General features: G+C 34.4%; 21 protein-coding genes. 1 reads left to right on the plus strand and 20 read right to left on the minus strand.

All coding sequences use genetic code 11. The features are described 5' to 3' along the window. The 20 genes from yqfD to gpr all read right to left on the minus strand — a co-directional run bounded on the left by yqfD (position 1) and on the right by gpr (position 19,522). Positions 1 to 1,119, minus strand: a complete 1,119-nt coding sequence (yqfD, locus tag BUA73_RS00880) for a sporulation protein YqfD (protein WP_072901264.1) — start codon at positions 1,117 to 1,119, stop codon at positions 1 to 3. Then, entirely contained in the window at positions 1,112 to 1,393 is a 282-nt protein-coding gene (locus BUA73_RS00885) for a YabP/YqfC family sporulation protein (RefSeq protein WP_072901266.1), read from the minus strand. The genes yqfD and BUA73_RS00885 overlap by 8 nt, the downstream gene beginning before the upstream one ends. Before the next feature lie 156 nt (positions 1,394 to 1,549). Beyond that, positions 1,550 to 1,999, minus strand: coding sequence for a GatB/YqeY domain-containing protein (locus BUA73_RS00890; protein ID WP_072901269.1), 450 nt, complete (start codon positions 1,997 to 1,999; stop codon positions 1,550 to 1,552). A 22-nt stretch (positions 2,000 to 2,021) separates the two neighbouring features. After that, positions 2,022 to 2,198, minus strand: coding sequence for a 30S ribosomal protein S21 (rpsU, locus tag BUA73_RS00895; protein WP_072901271.1), 177 nt, complete (start codon positions 2,196 to 2,198; stop codon positions 2,022 to 2,024). A 122-nt stretch (positions 2,199 to 2,320) separates the two neighbouring features. Further along, positions 2,321 to 2,665: a histidine triad nucleotide-binding protein gene (locus BUA73_RS00900; protein ID WP_072901274.1), complete on the minus strand. Its 345-nt coding sequence runs from the start codon at positions 2,663 to 2,665 to the stop codon at positions 2,321 to 2,323. Positions 2,666 to 2,716: 51 nt separating this feature from the next. Next, complete coding sequence (gene mtaB / locus BUA73_RS00905) at positions 2,717 to 4,066, minus strand: tRNA (N(6)-L-threonylcarbamoyladenosine(37)-C(2))-methylthiotransferase MtaB (protein WP_072901276.1); 1,350 nt, start codon at positions 4,064 to 4,066, stop codon at positions 2,717 to 2,719. Positions 4,067 to 4,114: 48 nt separating this feature from the next. Continuing rightward, complete coding sequence (locus BUA73_RS00910) at positions 4,115 to 4,867, minus strand: 16S rRNA (uracil(1498)-N(3))-methyltransferase (protein WP_072901278.1); 753 nt, start codon at positions 4,865 to 4,867, stop codon at positions 4,115 to 4,117. A 20-nt stretch (positions 4,868 to 4,887) separates the two neighbouring features. After that, positions 4,888 to 5,826 carry a 50S ribosomal protein L11 methyltransferase gene (gene prmA, locus BUA73_RS00915; RefSeq protein WP_072901280.1) on the minus strand — a complete coding sequence of 313 codons (939 nt, stop codon included), beginning with the start codon at positions 5,824 to 5,826 and terminating at the stop codon, positions 4,888 to 4,890. A 127-nt stretch (positions 5,827 to 5,953) separates the two neighbouring features. After that, positions 5,954 to 6,310, minus strand: coding sequence for a GntR family transcriptional regulator (locus tag BUA73_RS00920; protein WP_072901282.1), 357 nt, complete (start codon positions 6,308 to 6,310; stop codon positions 5,954 to 5,956). Between the two features lie 21 nt (positions 6,311 to 6,331). Beyond that, positions 6,332 to 7,471 (minus strand): hypothetical protein, encoded by a 1,140-nt coding sequence (locus BUA73_RS00925; RefSeq protein ID WP_072901284.1) that lies wholly within the window; start codon positions 7,469 to 7,471, stop codon positions 6,332 to 6,334. Positions 7,472 to 7,485: 14 nt separating this feature from the next. Continuing rightward, entirely contained in the window at positions 7,486 to 8,316 is an 831-nt protein-coding gene (locus BUA73_RS00930) for a hypothetical protein (RefSeq protein WP_072901286.1), read from the minus strand. Beyond that, positions 8,306 to 9,001 (minus strand): ABC transporter ATP-binding protein, encoded by a 696-nt coding sequence (locus BUA73_RS00935; RefSeq protein ID WP_072901288.1) that lies wholly within the window; start codon positions 8,999 to 9,001, stop codon positions 8,306 to 8,308. Before BUA73_RS00935 ends, BUA73_RS00930 begins: the two co-directional genes overlap by 11 nt. Positions 9,002 to 9,137: 136 nt before the next feature. Beyond that, complete coding sequence (gene dnaJ / locus BUA73_RS00940; protein WP_072901290.1) at positions 9,138 to 10,292, minus strand: molecular chaperone DnaJ; 1,155 nt, start codon at positions 10,290 to 10,292, stop codon at positions 9,138 to 9,140. A 138-nt stretch (positions 10,293 to 10,430) separates the two neighbouring features. Next, positions 10,431 to 12,284, minus strand: a complete 1,854-nt coding sequence (dnaK, locus tag BUA73_RS00945) for a molecular chaperone DnaK (protein ID WP_072901293.1) — start codon at positions 12,282 to 12,284, stop codon at positions 10,431 to 10,433. Between the two features lie 82 nt (positions 12,285 to 12,366). Further along, a complete protein-coding gene (grpE, locus tag BUA73_RS00950; protein ID WP_072901537.1) occupies positions 12,367 to 12,972 on the minus strand; it encodes a nucleotide exchange factor GrpE in 606 nt (201 codons plus the stop codon). Positions 12,973 to 13,058: 86 nt separating this feature from the next. Next, positions 13,059 to 14,099: a heat-inducible transcriptional repressor HrcA gene (gene hrcA, locus BUA73_RS00955; RefSeq protein WP_072901296.1), complete on the minus strand. Its 1,041-nt coding sequence runs from the start codon at positions 14,097 to 14,099 to the stop codon at positions 13,059 to 13,061. A gap of 288 nt (positions 14,100 to 14,387) precedes the next feature. Continuing rightward, positions 14,388 to 15,503 (minus strand): radical SAM family heme chaperone HemW, encoded by a 1,116-nt coding sequence (gene hemW, locus BUA73_RS00960; protein WP_072901539.1) that lies wholly within the window; start codon positions 15,501 to 15,503, stop codon positions 14,388 to 14,390. A 22-nt stretch (positions 15,504 to 15,525) separates the two neighbouring features. Beyond that, the gene (gene lepA, locus BUA73_RS00965; RefSeq protein WP_072901298.1) at positions 15,526 to 17,334 is read right to left on the minus strand and encodes a translation elongation factor 4; all 1,809 of its coding nucleotides are present in this window, start codon (positions 17,332 to 17,334) and stop codon (positions 15,526 to 15,528) included. Positions 17,335 to 17,411: 77 nt separating this feature from the next. Then, on the minus strand, positions 17,412 to 18,482 hold the full coding sequence (gene spoIIP / locus BUA73_RS00970) for a stage II sporulation protein P (RefSeq protein ID WP_072901301.1): 1,071 nt from the start codon (positions 18,480 to 18,482) through the stop codon (positions 17,412 to 17,414). A gap of 62 nt (positions 18,483 to 18,544) precedes the next feature. Continuing rightward, the gene (gpr, locus tag BUA73_RS00975; RefSeq protein ID WP_072901303.1) at positions 18,545 to 19,522 is read right to left on the minus strand and encodes a GPR endopeptidase; all 978 of its coding nucleotides are present in this window, start codon (positions 19,520 to 19,522) and stop codon (positions 18,545 to 18,547) included. A 184-nt stretch (positions 19,523 to 19,706) separates the two neighbouring features. Between gpr and rpsT the strand changes: the two genes are divergently transcribed. Beyond that, complete coding sequence (gene rpsT / locus BUA73_RS00980; protein WP_072901305.1) at positions 19,707 to 19,970, plus strand: 30S ribosomal protein S20; 264 nt, start codon at positions 19,707 to 19,709, stop codon at positions 19,968 to 19,970. Positions 19,971 to 19,973 lie beyond the last annotated feature (3 nt).

Here is a 19,973-nt window from a genome sequence, read left to right on the forward strand (position 1 = left end):
TTACCCCACCTTTTCAATTAAATCTTCTTCAGTTGTTATAAGTACACGCAACCTAAAAGATTCCCCCAACTCGTCATGCTGTAAAAGTCGGTTTAAAATCTTAATTTCGTGTTGAAAATTGATTACAATATCGGAATACATCTTATTTAATCTATCATCTAAGATTTTTTCCCTTTCTTCTTTAGTGTATTCAATTTCTTTCACCTCATAATATGTTTCTATTTTCACAAAGGAACTATTATCTTCTATTTTATCATATTTATCGTATTTGTTTAATCTATTTTTAAGGTAAATCTTCTTTTTCCCCACATTAATATATTTATTACTAAAATTATTGCCCGTTCTCACCCTTTTATACTTAGGGATTTCAAAATCTTCTATGCTCTCAAAAAAAGTTGTAGCAATAACACTGCCTTCTGCCTTTACATCATAAAGACTTTCTTCATTTCCCTGCTGTCCCTTTATAAGCACATCTCCTTTTTTAACCAGGTCTCCCTCTTTTACCATGGCAGTACCTGACAGAGTGTAGATTCTCTTTACTATACCGTCTTTTTTTGCCAGCAGATCACAAGGAGTCTCATCTTTTACGATGTTAGGAGGGTTTTGCCTCTCAGATACAGTTATTTCTAACTCCGTCCCTCGTATTCTAGCTCTAACCCACACCACATTACCGTTGACATCCGGGATTTTTTTCTCCAATTCAAACACATCAATTTTCTTTTTGCTTATGCCCTCTTTTATTCCCAGATTGGTGATGTATGTTCTTATCTCGTAGGGTGATACAAACTGATCCGTTTTTATATTTATTGCCCATATCCTCGTGGACAAAGCATATATAAATAAAATAAACAAAACAATTCCTATAAAAAAAGATTTTCTTTTCAACACGTTTTTTTTCATCCTGTAAAATTCATTTTCCTTTATAGATATAATAGTAGCATTGTACCTAGAAGCTAGCTCTGAAAAACTTTCATAATCTTTTTCGTAAATTGTAAGTATGTAATCCACTACAGATTCCTTTTTTATATCCATCATGATTATTTCAGATTCATTTATTTTTTTCATAAGCTCTTCCATATCAACACAAGACAATTTTATTCTAAGGGTACTTCTACTCATGATAATCACTTCTTTCCACTGTGACTACTCGCAACTTACCTTTAATAATAACGGCATTAGAGCTTAAATATATAATTTCAAATTCATTGCCCTCCACAATAATATTTCCTATGACGGTCTTTACCACTATTTTATTGTCTTGAAACAGTTCAACCCCTTGATGATTTTCTATAGATATCTCATTGTCTCCTTGAATTGTTATATTGGGAATGTTTTCTCTTATAATATTTACAGTCATTTCCACCACATTGTTTTTACTATCTTTTCTCTTCATAATAAACTCCTTCCCCATAATTATTAGAATTTCAACTTAAAAATAAATTATATTCATAACAATTTATGATTTTCAAAGTTATTTTATGTTATTATAGTGAAAAGATAGGTTTAATGGCATATAAAAAGCTTAGAGATATATCTCTAAGCTTGGGTTTTACTTGTTTAAAAAATCTTTTACCAAGGTACTTACCAATTTTCCATCTGCGCGTCCCTTTGTTTTAGGTACCACAGCGGACATCAATTTTCCCATATCTTTTATACTATTTGCTCCCACTTCGCTAGCTACTCTAGCAATAAGTTCTTTTATTTCAACTTCTGTTAACTGCTGAGGAAGGTAATTTAATAATATTTCAATCTCATCCTGAGTTTCCTTAACCAGTTCAGTTCTATTGGCGTTTTTGAATTCTTCAATAGTTTCACGTCTCTGTTTAATTTCTTTTGCAATAATCTCAAGAACTACATCATCAGTAGCTTCCTTGGAAGCTCCACTTTTTTCATAAAGCAGTACAGCCGATCTAGCCATGCTTAACACACTAGCTTTCAACTTGTCTCTGTTCTTTACAGCCGCTTTCCAATCATTCTGTAATGTTTCCCTCAAGGACATTAAAACTTACCCTCTTTCAAATCTATTTTTTCTTTCTTCTCTTGGCAGCTTCTGATTTTTTCTTTCTCTTAACACTTGGTTTTTCATAGTGTTCTCTCTTTCTTACTTCGGCAAGAACGCCAGACTTTGCGCATTCCCTTTTAAATCTTTTAAGAGCACTTTCTAAAGTCTCGTTATCTCTTACTTTAATTTCTGACATCTATATCCCTCCCTCCGCTTGCGGTTTTTAATTTGCTGTGCAAACACTTTATAGTGGGACTAAAACAGCACATCATACATTATACAACAGCCTTCACATCTATGTCAATACATATAGCAAAGCTAATTTAATGTTGTAGCAAGTTTTTCTCCACCCAGTAAGTGGAAGTGAACATGAAATACCGTCTGTCCTGCGTTTTCCCCACAATTGCTTATAACTCTGTAGCCAGTTTTGTCTATACCAAATTTTTTTGTTATGTCCTTAGCTACAAGATAAATGTGAGAAATCAAATGGACATTGTCCACATTCACATCATTTAAAGTGGCAATATGAACTTTAGGAATTATAAGTATATGAATAGGAGCCTCAGGGTTTATGTCCTTAAACGCATACACCTTATCGTCTTCATAAACCTTTTCAGAAGGTATCTCATTCTTAAGTATTTTACAAAAGATACAATTCTCCATACTATTTCACCTCCTTATAAATACAGTTCAAAATAATGTACATTTATTCTGCTATATCATTTTACCATACATGTATTCACTTTGTATATCCTTTAACAAAACTTTTAAAATTTTTCCTTTAATATTTTCATGGCTTGCAGCTAAAACCCTTATGTAGTTTGGAGTGTAGCCTTCATAAATATTTTCTTTTTCCTTTATTTTTTCTTCAAAAAGCACTGGCAATTCCTTATTTAAATATTTTTCCATGTATTTTTTTTCATTTATTAGATTTAAAGCTATAAGTTTATTACTTCTCTCATCTTTTATGGAACTCTCAACTTGATTTTCCATAAGGGCTGCTTTGGTTCCTTTTCTTATACTGTATTTAAATACATGGGTTTTTGTAAGCTCCAGTTTTTTAAGGAATTCATAGGTTTTTTCGAATTCTTCTTGGCTTTCTCCAGGGAATCCCACAATTACATCAGTGGTAACAGAAACATCCTCAATGTACTGCCTTAGCTTATTTACAGTACTAGCATATTCTTCTGTGGTGTATCTCCTATTCATTCGCTTCAGTGTTTCATCGCACCCACTTTGAAGTGAAAGATGGAAATGAGGACAAAGTTTTTGGCACTTGCACAATCTCTTTATGTTATCCTCAGTGAAAAAGCTCGGCTCCACAGAGCCAATCCTAATTCTTTCTATACCGTCCAGGCTATTAATCTCTTCTATCACCGTAACAAGATCCACCCCGTCTTTTAAATCTACACCATAGGATGCTATATGTATACCTGATAATATAACTTCTTTAAAACCATGCTGTGCAAGTTTTTTGCACTCTTCTATAATTTTTTCTGGTTCTTTTGAACACACAGCTCCCCTTGCATAGGGTATAAGACAATAAGAGCAGAACCTATTACAACCATCTTGTATCTTTAAAAAGGCTCTTGTTTTGTCTTGATATTCTTCTATGTTAAGTTCTTCAAAGTGTTTATTTTGCAAAACATCACTTACTTTTATGATTTGCTTTCCCTCTTCGTTAAATCTATTTACCCAGTATACGATTTCGCTTTTGTTTCTAGTTCCAAGTACCACATCTACGCCTTCAATTAAGCTAACTTCCTTAGGCGATATCTGAGCATAGCAACCAACTACAGCAATTACAGCCTCCGGATTTAGCCTTCTCGCCCTACTTATCATCTGCCTTGACTTTTTATCACCTATATTAGTGACAGAACAAGTATTGATAACATAAACATCTGCCACTTGTTGAAAATCCACTAAAGAATATCCTTCTTTTATAAATTTTTCTGTCATAGCCTCAGATTCATAAAAATTTACTCTACAGCCTAGGGTGCATATAGCCATTCGCTTTTTAGGAATATGCCTTTTAAGGCTTTCTTCTAAATTATTATTTGTCATTTTTTCTCTCCTAAATTAATCTATAGCGTTTCAATCGGAAAACTACTATCATATTTGCCCACCTAAGTCCCCTAATTCGTAGCATACTAGAGATACCGCCGTAAATCCAGCAGTTTCAGTTCTTAGTATACGTGGTCCAAGAGTGATGATATAAGCCCCTATTTCCTTTAATTGATGAATTTCCTCAGCTTCAAAACCACCCTCTGGTCCAATTATAATGGCAGCACTTTCTATTTTTTTATTGCCTATTTCCTTCACCACAGCTTTGAACCCTTGTTCATCTTCATCCTCATAAGGTACAAGGACAAGATCATATTCCTTCAGTTTAATTAAAAGCTCTTGAAATTCCATAGGTTCATTTATAGTAGGTATAATGCTTCTCTTGCACTGTTTACTGGATTCTAAGGCAATTCTATTCCACCTATCTAGCTTTTTAAATTCCTTTAGTTCAGTCTTTACCACAACCCTTTTGGTAATAATAGGAGTTATATCTGAAACGCCTAGTTCTGTATTTTTCTGCACAATGAGATCCATCTTTGAACTCTTTGGCAAGCCTTGAAAAAGACTAATATAAATTGGACTCTCTTTGCTACAATTATCCTCTTCTAAAATCGTGAGTTCTACCTGTTGTTTAGTAATACTGTCTATGGCACATATATATTCTTTTCCCTGTAGATTGTTAACAGTGACCTTGTCACCCTCTGTAAGTCTCAAAACTTTGTATATATGCTTTACATCGTCACCTTCAATAACAACTGTTTTTCCATTTATATTTTCCATGGACACAAAAAATTTATGCATCTATAAAAACCACCTTATATTTATAATTGACAAACTATGCAGACCCATTCGCCTTCATTTTTTACTTCAGCAATTTTGTAGCCAACTTCTCTTAGCTTTTCCTCAACATCTTGTCGTCTGTCTAAAATTATTCCAGAACATATGAATTTTCCTTCAGGCTTTAAGAAGTTTTTAACATCAGCGCAAACAAACTTTATAATATCCGCAATTATATTTGCCACTATTATGTCAGCCTTCCCTTCTACCACATCCATAAGATTTCCTTCTAACACAGTGATATTTTGTGCCTTATTAATACCTACATTCTCCTTAGCAGCATCCACAGCCACTGGGTCTAAATCTACAGCCACTACTTCCTTTGCCCCAAGAACACTGGCTGCAATGGCCAATATACCGGAACCTGTACCTATATCAAAAACTGTGCTTTCTGCTTTTACATGTTCCTCTAGAGCCTTTACGCACATTCTAGTGGTTTCATGTGTACCAGTTCCAAAAGCCATGCCTGGATCTAGTTCAACGACTATTTCTCCCTCAGATACCTTATAGTCTTCCCAAGTAGGTTTCACAACAATTTTTTCGCTTATCTTTGTTGGTTTATAATATTTTTTCCAATTATTCGCCCAATCCTGCTCGTAGATTTCTTTGTCAAGGACCTTTCCTTCACCCACATCAATGCCCATGTCTTTTAAATCCGCAACTTTTTCCTCTATGTACCTTACTATTTTAGCCATATCTTCATCTTTGTCAAAATACCCCTTAACCACGGCGGCATTTCCCTTGTACTCAAATATATTTAAATCTGCAAAATCCCAAGTTAAAGGCCCCTGCTTTCTAGTTAAAATATCGTTGGGATCCTCTATGGCAACGCCTTCACAGTTAAGTCCATAAAATATACCCGAAACAGGCTCTACAGCCTCGCTTTTTGTTATAACCCTTACTTCATTCCAAATACCATTCATCTATATTCTCCTCCATTACATACAATGTATTTATAGTTTATCTATAATTCTATTTTATTATAACAGACTTCATATACATTCACCACAAAAAAACCGCAGGGCAAAATATAACCTGCAGTTTTTACTCTTAATATTCCATTTTTATTAGTTCTATAAGCTCTTCCTTGGGAACCTTTATAGCCTTCATGCTATCTCTAAATAACTTAAAATTCTCTTCTATATACTCCCTTTTTATGATCTTCATATATTCTTCGTCAATGGCTATAGTACTTAGTGAATTTCTTTCAGTTTTTATCATATTAAGACTCTCCATTTCCTTATATGCCCTCTGTACCGTATTAGGGTTAACTTCAAGTTCCTCTGCTAATTCTCTTCTAGATGGAATGACATCTCCATAATTCAAGTTTCCACATATTACTTCCTTTTTTATGTGAGAAATAATCTGTACATATAAGGGTTCTCTACTATTAAATTCAATATTCATTCTAAAGCAACTCCTTTAAAATTACTCAACTCTTATAGCTCCTACATAAGGTGCTACAGAACACTTATATAATTCATTCCCATTATTAGCATCCAAAACATCTATAAATTTTTCATTTTCTTTTCCTTTAGTAGCTGTAATATACAGTTTATTGTCTTTTATACTTATAAATTCAATGTAATTCCCCGGCTTAATTTCCATGAATTCACCTTGTTGAGATTTTTGTAAATACTCTTTTGGAAGGTGTATTTCCTTGTATTTATCCACAGTTTCCGTAGACTCATTAAATTTATTTATAATCATTTTCCCATCTTTTATGTCAATAAATAAAACTTCTCCATTAACTTTTTCTATAGTTTCTACATCTATGTCCTCAATATTGGCATTAATCTGTCTTAACTTATAGTCTTTGAAATCAACAGCATACATACCAATACTATGCTCTTCATCTTTGCCATAACTTCTGCATAAAATATAAATATTCTTATCTGTACAAGTCAATACCCTAATACTAATATTTTTTTTGCCAAAAATTGCTTCAACATCTATAACCTTATCTTTCTTTATAGTTCCAGCCTTTAAATCAATAGTTGTAGACACAATGACTGTTTTACTATCCTCTTTACTTGAGTTACCAAAATAAACATAGTTTATTTTTCCACCCACATTTCTAATAGCCATTGGATTCAATCCATTTACTTTCACAGGCGCCTTAAGCTTTAAACGATTAACTTTTCCCACAGATTTATCTTTATAAGATATATTGATATTGTTGATTACACTATCTGCTGAACCAGTGTATTGAGTATTTGAGCTAATCAACATTTTGTATTGATCATCCTCATATATAGGATTTTCCAACCAGTTAAATCCTCTGTAGAAAGATTTATTTTTCTTAAACTCCTCTTTTGTAACTCCAAGTCCCACAGCCTCTAAATAAGATCTTTTCACACTGCTACCCTGTTTTCCTATGGTCTGCTCGTATGCTGTGTATGTGCTCAAAGATGATAATATTATTTCATCTTCTTTTAGCACGTTTCTATCGCCAGAAATATCTTTAAACTCCATTTCTGATTGATTTGCTGAAACCATAGAAGTTGTATAATATCCTAAAGTAATTACAGATACAGCAACCATTATCATTGCAACGATTTTCTTCATAATAATCACATCCTTTATACATGTACTTTATTTTTTAATAACCAGTAACAACTAAAATAATTTCCTACAATCAAAATCAATGACAAAACAGAAATATAAAACATTCTTTCATGTACAAACATCATGAAAACATTAGGTATAATTATATAAGCACATACTATTGCTATTATAGTAAGGACACTAATGATTATGCCCTTTATACCATAGCTCCTTTGTAACATAACACCGTTAAATATAATTGCTACAATTAATACCATTGCCAAGAAATACATGGTAAATAATATAATGTCACCTGGAAGAACTATACTTGCAACACTTTCAAAAATACCAGTCATTACATTCTGTGATATAAGAACTTCTTTTCCCAATATAAGTTTCATAAAGGCATTGTCTATAAAAAAACATATTATCTGTGTTGATAAATATATACACCCAATCAAGAACACATTGCAAAATTTTGATAGGATAATATAATGCCTGTTTATAGGTGTAGTCATCATGGTGTACACTGTTCTGTTGTTACCATACCATTCTCTAAGCCATATAATAGCTGAAAATATTAAGACAGCCATCATTCCAACCGCAATCCACATTATAATATAGCCAGAAACATCGTTTATTATTTTTGATAAAGTATACTGTCCTCTTTCGCTTATAAATGCTTCTAAATTTCCACCTTCTGCAATATATTTTGTAATAGTACCCTTTGCTCTAAATATTTCTTTTAAAACAATAAATAAATGCCCTGCAATAAATAAAGATAAAAAACTTATCATCATTTTAAAACTTCTAGAAAACTCATTGTTGAATAAATACAGAAACTTGTTTTTTGAATTACTCTTCACCTTTGTATACCTCCCTTATCTTGTCCACCATGGATAATCCCTGTTCAGATCTTACATCCTCCACATTGAACTGACTTATAACTTTTCCTTCCTCCACCAAGATAACCTCATCGGCCAAATTTTCTATTTCCTTTATTTCGTGAGTTGTCAGTAGGATTGTGGTATCCTCATTCATGTAATTTATCATGGTTTTTATAAAGTCTTCCCTTGTAAATATGTCTATTCCTGAAAAGGGCTCATCCATTAAAAGGTATTTAGGACACTGTGCAAAACCCACAATAAGCTTTACCCTTGCCACATTACCCTTTGATAACTCAGATATCTTCTTATCCTCTGTAAGTTTAAATACCTTCAGCATTTCGTATGCTTTTTCCATGCTCCAGTTGTCATAAAACACTTCCATATAAGCAAACATCTCTTTTATGGTCATATTAGGATAGTGAACAGGAACATCGGGGATTAAAGATACCTTCTGAAGAATTTTAGAAGAAAACTTCTCACCATCGATAAGGATTTCACCAGAATCCAATTTTATAAGTCCCATAATAGCCTTCATAGTAGTCGATTTACCAGCACCATTTAACCCAAGGAGAGCAGTTATTTTTCCCTCATTTACACAAAAGCTTAAATCATCCATGGCCCTTACTTTTCTGTATTTTTTCACTGCATTTTTAACCTCAATCATTTTTACACCTCCATGTATGTGTGTATTAATTCATTAACACACCCTATGTATGTATTATATGATTAATACACTTCTGTGTCAAGTGTATTTTGACAAAAAAAATACGATATTATTAAACATCGTATTTTTTATAAATTTATTTTCCAAAGATTTTTTTCTTCTTTAAACCCTTGGTCTGATCTACTTTGTTTTCTTCGCTCTCAGATAGTTCTCCAGAAGCCTCCATAAAGCTCATTATAGCTTCTCTCTGTTTCTCATTTAGTTTCTTAGGAATATCTACAACGACTTTTACAAATTGATCTCCTCTTCCTGCACTGTTCACCCTTGGAACACCTTTACCTCTAAGTCTAAATACTGTACCACTTTGAGTTCCTTCAGGTATTTTATAAGAGACGTCCCCGTCTACGGTTGGAACCTTTGATTCAAAGCCTAAAATAGCCTTACCCACAGATATGTGATCTTCAATGTAAATATCATTCCCACGTCTTTCAAAGGTTTTGTGCTTTCCTACCCTAAGAGAAATATATAAATCTCCAGATGGGCCACCATTAGTTCCTGGCTCACCTTGACCTCTAAGTGGTATTACATTGCCATTGTCTACCCCTGCTGGGACTTTTACGTTTATAGTTCTTGTCTTTCTTACCTTGCCGGTACCCCTGCAACTACTACATGGAGTGTCGATGATTGTACCCTGTCCATGGCACTTGTCACAAGTAGTACTAACGGTACTCATCCCAAAAGGTGTTCTTCTCTGCATAGTAATAGTTCCGCTACCATTACATTTATCGCAGGTTTTTTTAGATGTGCCTGGCTTAGCCCCAGTGCCACCACAAGTATCACATTTTTCGTTTCTGTTTATAGTGACTTCTTTTTCACATCCAAATACTGCTTCCTCGAAGGTCAAATTTATACTTGTTTCCATATCCGCGCCTCTTCTGGGTGCGTTAGGATTGCTTCTGCCGCCACCACCAAAGCCTCCGAAACCACCGCCGAAAATATCGCCAAAAATGTCCCCAAGATCAGAAAAATCGAAACCACCACCATTAAATCCACCTTGGAACCCACCAGCTCCAAAATCAGTAGTACCAAATTGATCATACTTGGATTTTTTATCTGGGTCAGATAAAACTTGATAAGCTTCATTTATCTCTTTGAATTTTTCTTCAGCTTCTTTATCTCCAGGATTTTTATCGGGATGATACTTTATGGCTAGCTTTTTAAATGCCTTTTTAATATCAGCCTCAGAAGCACTTTTATCTATACCAAGAACTTCATAATAATCTTTTGACATGCTTACTTTCACCACCTAAATATTTTAATAAACCGAATATTATTATAACAAAATCATTTGTATAAGCTCAATAGCATTATTGTATTTTACTCAAATTGAGGAAGGGCTGTAACCCTTCCTCACATTATTTTAATGCAATTATTTATCTTTTACTTCAAAGTCAGCATCTACTACATTATCATCATGAGGTGCATTGTTTCCATTCATATCTGGTCCTTGCTGTGTTTCACCTGCTCCTGGATTTTCTCCCTGAGGGTTAGCTGCTTGATACATCTTTGAAGAAATTGCGTAGAATTCCTGGGTCAATTCTTCAGTTGCTTTCTTTATAGCTTCTAGATCTTCACCATCTTTAACATCTTTTAATGCCTGAAGTTTTGCTTCAACTTTTGCTTTATCTTCTGCTGAAACCTTATCACCTAATTCTTTTAAAGCATTTTCAGTTTGGTAAGATATCTGATCTGCGTTGTTCTTTACATCTATTGATTCTTTTCTCTTCTTATCTTCTTCTTCAAACTTCTTAGCTTCTTCAACTGCCTTATTTATTTCGTCATCTGAAAGATTTGTTGAAGCTGTGATTGTGATGTTAGCCTCTTTTCCAGTTCCCTTGTCTTTAGCTGATACGTTTACAATACCATTAGCATCTATGTCAAATGTAACTTCTATTTGAGGAATTCCTCTTGGAGCTGGAGCTATTCCTGAAAGTGTGAATCTTCCAAGGGATTTGTTATCTGCAGCCATTTGTCTTTCACCTTGAACGATATTGATTTCAACTGATGTCTGTCCGTCTGCTGCTGTTGAGAATATCTGACTCTTTTTAGCTGGTATAGTTGTATTTCTCTCTATAAGTGGTGTAGCTACTCCACCTAAAGTTTCAATACCTAAAGTAAGTGGTGTAACATCAAGAAGTAATATATCCTTAACTTCTCCTGTCAACACACCAGCCTGTATTGCTGCTCCTGCTGCAACACATTCATCTGGGTTTACACCCTTTGAAGGTTCTTTTCCAGTAAATTTCTTAATTTCTTCCTGTACTGCTGGTATTCTTGTAGAACCACCAACAAGTATAACCTTATCTATATCACTTAAACTTAAGTTAGCATCGTTTAAGGCTTTTTTAATTGGCTCTATAGTTCTAGCCACAAGATCTGCTGTTAAGCTGTTAAACTGAGCTCTTGTAATGTTCATATCTATATGCTTAGGACCTGTTGCATCCGCCGTAATAAATGGAAGGTTGATGTTAGTCTGATTAGAAGCTGACAACTCAATTTTTGCCTTCTCTGCAGCTTCTTTCAATCTTTGAAGAGCCATCTTGTCGTTTTTAAGATCTATGCCATTCTGGTTTTTGAAATCTTTTGCTATAAAATCTATAAGCTTCTCGTCAAAGTCATCTCCACCTAATTTTGTGTCTCCATTAGTTGCAAGAACTTCAAATACTCCATCTCCAAGTTCAAGAATAGATACGTCGAAAGTACCTCCACCTAAGTCGTATACAAGTATTTTGTGACTATTTTCTGTCTTATCCAATCCATACGCTAGTGAAGCTGCTGTTGGTTCGTTTATTATTCTTCTTACATTTAATCCTGCAATCTTACCAGCATCTTTAGTTGCCTGTCTTTGGCTGTCATTAAAGTATGCAGGCACTGTTATAACTGCCTCTGTTACAGTTTCTCCAAGGTATGCTTCTGCATCAGCCTTTAATTTTTGAAGTATCATTGCTGATATTTCCTGTGGTGTATATTCTTTGTCATCTATTTTTGTCTTGTGATCTGTACCCATTTCTCTTTTAATAGACATTATAGTCTTATCTGGGTTTGTAATTGCCTGTCTTTTTGCAACCTGACCTACAAGTCTTGAACCATCAGCTTGGAATGATACAACTGATGGAGTAGTTCTAGCTCCCTCAGCGTTTGGAATTACTACTGGATCTCCACCTTCCATAACTGAAACACATGAATTTGTTGTACCTAAATCAATACCTATTATCTTAGCCATAATTATTTACCTCCAGTTTTATCATATCCAAATTATTTGAAATTTAATTTTTATTATACATTTATATTTTAAAGTTGTCTTTTTAGTTGGCAACTTGAACCATACTATGTCTTATCACTTTTTCGCCTCTTTTGTAGCCCTTTTGAAAAACTTGAGCCACTTGATTCTTGCCAAAAGACTCATCGTCAATATGCATAACCGCATTGTGCACATTAGGATCAAACTCTCCATCTGTGGAGATCTCCTCTACCTCTAGTTTCTCCAATGCATCCTTAAAAGATTTCATTATCATTTCGACGCCCTCTTTTAAGGAATCAAGATTTCCACTAGCTGTAGACGCTCTTTCTAGGTTATCCATAACAGGCAAGAATTCCTTTAAGATTTTTTCACAGGCATCATTAAAGATACCTTCCTTTTCCTTAGCTGTTCTTTTTCTATAGTTATCATATTCATTGAAAAGATTAGTGTACTTATCCTCTGCTGCTTTTAATTTATTGGAATTCAGTTTGTTTTCCTCTTCTAGCTTGTAGTTTTCCGACCTTAGATTTTCTAGTTGTTTTTTTAAAAGAACAGTTTCGTCTATGACTACTTCCTCATTTTGGACGTCTTCATTTTGAACTTCTGCATCTACTTTTATGTCATTTCCCTCTTCATTTTCTAAAGTTCTATTTTCATTGTTATCCACCACTTCGTTGTTACAACTTCCATTATTTGAAGTGTGCCTTTTATTATCTTTGCAGTGTTTATCCAAGCCTAAGCCCTCCATTCATTTTCTTATTTCTTATATATTTGCAAAATATTTAAATTTAGCTCTTTCACAAGGCTGTCTAGAGTAGCAATTACCTTATCATAATCCATCCTAGTAGGTCCAATTACTCCAATTGCTCCAACTGCCGATGTACCTGTACCATAGACAGCTGTTATTATGCTATAATCCCTAGCATCTACCAGTCCGTTTTCCATGCCAATGTTAATGGTAATGCTCTTGTTATCAGTATCAGGACTTGGTTGAAGTATCCTTCTTATATTCTCTTCATTATTTATGAATTGAAAGAAACCTTTGGCTTTTTCTATATCATTGTACTCAGGATAATTTAATATATTAGATGTTCCCTCTGCATATACCTTAGAACTTTCCATTTCCTTTAAGCCATCATACAATGCTGGTATTAATGCATTGAATATATCTTCATGTCCATCTAAATCTTCCTTTAGGTTGTTTATAACCTGAAGCCCTATATCTTCCACGCTGAGCCCCTGTAACCTATCATTTATCAAATAGTTAAGTCTCTGCAACATGTTAGGGTTTAAGCCTTTTTCAATCTTTATTACCTTGTTGCTTATGAGTCCATTGTTTGTAATTAAAACTACAACCACGGTGGTGGTATCCACACCAATAAGTTGTATCTGCTTTATGGCGCTACTTTTAAGGGAAGGAGTATTGGCTATACAAGCTAAATTTGTAAGCTGAGACAAAAGCCTAGTGGCCTCCGATACAACTTTATCAAGCTGATATAACTGGGATGTTAACATCTTGTTTTTTATAAAATACTTCTCTTCCTCACTTAAATCCGTTACTTCCATAAGCTTATCAACGTATAATCTGTACCCTCTATCTGATGGAATTCTACCTGAAGAACTATGGAGCTGCTCAATATAACCCAATTCTTCCAAATCAGCCATCTCATTTCTAATGGTGGCTGAACTGATGCCCAAATCATACTTTTTTGCAATGGTACGGGAGCCCACAGGCTCACCTGTCTTTACGTAATCTCTGATTATGGCTTCTAGAATTTTAATTTTTCGTCCATCCATTTTACCACCTCATTATTAGCACTCGTTAACTTTGAGTGCTAATTACTATGCTTTTAAAATACCATTGGCAATTTTATTTGTCAATATTATTAAAGGTTATTTTAAGCTATTATTTAAATTTACATTTAATTTTCTCTGTTTTTTTTTGTTTCTCTTCCGTTTATAATGAAATCCGATTTATTTTAAAAAAATAAAATTCTAAGCTTAGGATCCATAAAAATATCATCCTAAAACTTAGAATTCCCTAGCTGGTACTGACCTATACATTAAATAACCATAGATTTAACCTTATATAAAGTCTGCCATTATTACATTGGAAACTTGAAGGCCCTGAAAACTCAATTTAAGGTAGTCCCCTACATCCTCCAAATAACCCATGCTTACATACTTATTAATTACTTTATTGTACACATCATATATGCTTTTATTATATCTTGCCTGAAACTCACTTTTACTTATACCATTAGTCTTCCTAAGTCCTGTAAAAATGTACTCCTCCATATTGTCTTTTATAGAGTTTTCGTGACACGTGCCTATAGGTTTTTCTCCTTTGTTGCACATTTCTATATATAGATCCATGTCTTTAGTGTTTTCTATCCTTTTATTTTTAACATAGGAACTAGCATTAAGTCCACACCCGATGTATTCCTTCATACTCCAATAGGCCAAGTTATGTTGACACTGTCTGTTCTTCTTTGCGAAATTTGATATCTCATAATGTTCATATCCATTAGCTTTAAGCTCCTTTACAGCATATTCATACATCTCCCTCTCCGCGTCTTCTTCAGGAAGGCTAATTCCATCTCTGTACTTACTATAAAAAGGAGTATTCTCTTCCACTATAAGGCTGTAACATGAAATATGAGTTGGGTTAAGTTCTATTACCTTTTTTATGGTTTCCCTAAAATCTTCAAAGGTTTGAGTTGGCAATCCAAACATAACATCTATATTTATGTTTTCAAAACCCGCTTCCTTTGCCATTTCATAGGACTGTGTGAATTCTTCCATGGTGTGTATTCTTCCTAGCAAATTAAGTAGATTGTCATTGCAGCTTTGCAATCCAATGCTTAGACGGTTTACACCCATGCCTTTAAGTATGTGAAGTTTCTCTCTGCTGAGAGTCCCTGGATTAGCTTCCACGGAAAACTCTACATCCTTTGTTAACTTCAATTTGCTTATGCTATGACCTAATTCTCGAAGATTGTCTGCATTTAAAAAGGTGGGGGTACCCCCACCAATATAGACAGTGTCAAACACTTCATTTCTGTAGTGTGAAAGTTCCCTGTCTAAAGATTTAATATAATCATTTATTCTGCTTTCTTTTCCCGCAAAAGACACAAAATCACAGTACAAGCACTTCTGAGCACAAAATGGTATATGAATATACAGCGATTTTAAACCCATATTAAGCTCCCCTTTTAATTGATTATTCATCGGTCTTGAGAATGGACATAAATGCTTCCTGTGGAACTTCAACATTTCCAAGTTGACGCATTCTCTTCTTACCTTTTTTCTGTTTTTCAAGAAGTTTTCTTTTTCTTGAAATATCTCCACCATAGCATTTTGCAAGCACATCTTTTCTCATTGCCTTTATAGTTTCCCTTGCTATGATCTTGCTGCCCACTGTGGCTTGAATTGGAATCTCGAATAGTTGTCTTGGAATGATTTCCTTTAACTTCTCTGCTATACCTCTTCCACGAGCATAAGCTCTTTCTTCAGGTACTATAAGAGACAAAGCATCTACCTTATCCTTATTTAATAAAATATCCAACCTAACTAGCTTAGTTTCTTCATAGCCGAATAACTCATAATCAAAGGAGGCATATCCTTTTGTTCTAGATTTTAATGCATCAAAGAAGTCGTAAATTATCTCGTTTAAAGGAATGTGATAATTTATCACCACTCGTGTAGTTTCTATGTAATGCATATCTATAAAGACACCTCTTCTGCTCTGACAAAGCTCCATTATAGCTCCCACATACTCTGCAGGGGTGATTATAGATGCTTTTACAAGTGGCTCTTCCATCTTTTTAATTTCTGTTGGCTCAGGCATATTTGTTGGATTAGTTATTTCAATCATCTCTCCATTGGTCTTATACACTTTGTAGATAACAGATGGAGCTGTAGTTATAATATCAATGTCAAATTCCCTCTCCACTCTTTCCTGTATAACTTCCATATGTAAAAGTCCTAAGAATCCACATCTAAATCCAAACCCTAAAGCTACAGAGGTTTCGGGTTCAAAGCTTAAGGCAGCATCATTTAGCTGCAATTTTTCTAAGGCATCCTTTAACTCCCCGTATTTTGCACCATCCACAGGATAAATACCACTGAATACCATTGGCACTGCAGGTCTGTATCCTTGAAGTGGCTCTTTGGCCTCATTGTCTGCCATGGTTATGGTGTCCCCAACTCTAGCGTCTCTTACATTTTTAATAGAACCACATATATACCCAACATCTCCCGCACTTAAGCAGTCCACTGGTGTATACCCAGGTGCAAAGACGCCTATTTCCACTACATCATACTCTTTACCTGTAGCCATAAGTTTTATTGTGTCGCCTTTTTTTACCTCTCCATCCATGATTCTAACGTGGGATACGACTCCTTTATATGGATCGTAATTTGAGTCAAATATAAGAGCTTTAAGTGGTGCACTTGCATCTCCCTTTGGATGAGGAATTTTCTTTACAACACTTTCTAAAACATCTTGGATATTTAAACCTGTTTTAGCAGAGATCAACGGAGCATCATGGGCTTCAATTCCTATGACATCCTCAATTTCCTGTTTTATCTCCTCTGGTCTAGCACTTGGAAGGTCTATTTTGTTTATAACTGGCGCAATTTCAAGGCCATTGTCCACTGCAAGATAACAATTGGCCAAAGTTTGAGCTTGGATTCCCTGAGTGGCATCCACCACAAGAATAGCCCCTTCACAAGCAGCTAAACTTCTAGAAACCTCATAATTAAAATCCACATGCCCTGGAGTGTCTATTAAATTTAATATATACTCCTTTTCGTCCTTTGCTTTGTAAACTAGCCTAGCTGCCTGAGATTTTATTGTAATACCTCTCTCTCTTTCCAGTTCCATGTTGTCTAGTATCTGTTCTTCCATATCTCTCTTTGCAAGAGTTCCCGTATACTCTAAAAGCCTATCTGCTAAAGTAGACTTACCATGATCTATATGTGCAACTATGCAGAAATTTCTTATGTATTCCTGTCTATTATTTTCCATTCGCATTACCCCCGGTCAAAAAATACACTATAACAGAGTAAATTATATCATAACTTACTCTGTATATGTCAATAATATTATTTCTTTTGAAGGTATTCACCCAATACTTCACCCAAATACTCACCACTTTTTAAAACTTCATCAATGGTATTAACATTTGCACCGCACTCAATTAGTATAGAGTTCTCGTGCAAATCTTGATTATAGTACATAATTCCTTTGTTTCTCTCCAATATCTCAGAGCCTCTTAGCAGCTGTGGGTATTTTCCCTTTGCAATTGAAACTAAACTGTCCACTATACTTTTTTGTCTTTCATAATACTTGCATCCAGTACACATTACAAACATGCATTTCGCTATTTTGTCATCGCCTATGGCACTTGTAACTGTGCTTTTGTTCTCAAGACTGTCTCTATGCAAATCTATTATGAGATCAAAATCCCCATGTTCATGTAAATATTTCTCTACTGTCTCCCTGGCTTTTGGATAGCACTTAGAATAATTTTCGTCGTGAATAGTCTTATCGTGAAACACCTGTACATTGTATTTCTCCTCAAGAACTTTTTTGATTTTTTCACCAACTGTAACTACATTGCAATTATTATCTTTGCTTCTTCCATCCTTGCCAGCTATAGGAGAAAAAGCTTCTTGTGTATGGGTATGATATATCAGAACCTTTAATTTCTTATCTGAACCTTGCAGTTCAGAGACTTTTTCACTTTTTTTTATGCTATCCTCATCTAGAACGTACCGAACTATTCCTTCTTGTGAAGAAATATCCTCTAGGTTATTATCCTCTGTAACCAGCTCATCTCTCTGGCTGAATTCCTCATACAAACTAGCTTCAGATTTATCTTTTAGATAAGATATTTCATTTCCAATTACGTTGTCATTATATTTAATTTTACCTTTAATTTGTGATATCATTTCATCTTTATCTTTGTCAACTTTATTAGCCTTAAGGCTAGGCAAAGAAAATCCCAATATCTTTGTATAAATAGTATTAACTATACTTTCGTTACTATATGCCTGTATAGTCTTAAAAAGCACCAGACTCATAACTAAGATTGTAAGAATACTTATTTTAAACAAGCTTATTTTAAAATAATCTTTTCCATGGTTTGTTAAATCATCAATTTCTAATTTCATTTCTTCGCCCTCCCATATTTTTATCTGTTATAAGAATATGAGATAAGCTGCATATTAATAACTTAATTAATAAATTTGTTTATATCACTTAAAGTAAGTGCTGGTTGAAGTGCTATATTTATACCGTTGGCAAGGATCTTTGACATGGCATCTATGACCATATCCACTTCCTTTGGAGTGACAACTAAATCCCCTACAAAAGGATTCAATAGCTCCTTTATCATCTTTTCTTTCTCTAATTTATCTATATTTTTTAACATCTGAAACAAAGGCCCACTATTTTTAGACTGTTTTATCATCTCATCTATAACTAAATCTATGGAGTCATTTGCCAAAGTAGCAGCATCTACAACTGTGGGAACGCCTATGGAAACCACAGGAACACCTATGGTCTTTTCACTTATTTCATTTCTGTTATTGCCGATACCACCTCCTGGACTTATTCCTGTGGTACTGATCTGTATAGTGCTATTTACCCTCTCCATTCTTCTCGATGCCAATGCATCAATGCATATAACAAGACTTGGCTTGATTTTTTTAACTACGCTTTTTATTATTTCACTGGTTTCGATACCAGTTATGCCAAGCACACCTGGTGATATTCCGCAAACAGGTCTTACCTGTTCGTCTATAGAATCTGGCACTAGCTGTTTTAAATGCCTGGTTATCATAATATGTGACATCACCTTGGGCCCAATGGCATCAGGAGTGACATTCCAGTTGCCTAGACCAACCACCAAAGCGGTCATATCATCTTCTAGTTGAATTAGAGGAGAGAGGACCTTTGCAAGTACAGCACTTACATCGTCTTTTGTTTCTGCATCATAGTAAACAAAATCAGGTATCTCCAAAGTTATATACTTTCCACGAGGTTTTCCAATAATCTTTTCTCCCTCTTCATTTTTAACTTCCACATGAGTTATTTTCACTCTTTTGTCTGTGTACTCCTCAACTTCGGTTCCAGGTATGTATCCCTCATTTTCTTCTTTGTACATCTCCTGAGTTTCCAGGGCTAAATCAGTTCGTATATTACCATTCATAATTAATTTCTCCTTAAGGTATTCTTATAATATTATATTTTCCAAAAAAAATAATTGTATTCTATGTTTAATGCTTGAAGTCAAAAGAAATTAATGCTATAATATCTGATGTTAGTATGAATGCTTACGCGATTCCCCAAAGCTGCGTAATGTACAGGAACTAGAATATAAGGTGGTGAAATTAATGGCAAATATTAAATCAGCAAAGAAGAGAATAAAAGTTAACGAGAAGAAAGCTCTTGCAAATAAAATGATAAAGTCTGCTTTAAAGACAACAATAAAAAAATTTGAAGAGGCTGTAGTTGCAGGTAACAAAGAAGTAGCTGCTGAAGAATACAAAGCAACTGTGAAAGCTTTAGATATGGCTGTTTCCAAAAACATTCTACATATAAATAAAGCTTCTAGAAAAAAATCAAGACTTAGTGTTAAACTAAAAGCAATGGCTTAATAT

The organism is Hathewaya proteolytica DSM 3090 (genome assembly GCF_900142225.1).
GTDB lineage: Bacteria > Bacillota > Clostridia > Clostridiales > Clostridiaceae > Hathewaya > Hathewaya proteolytica.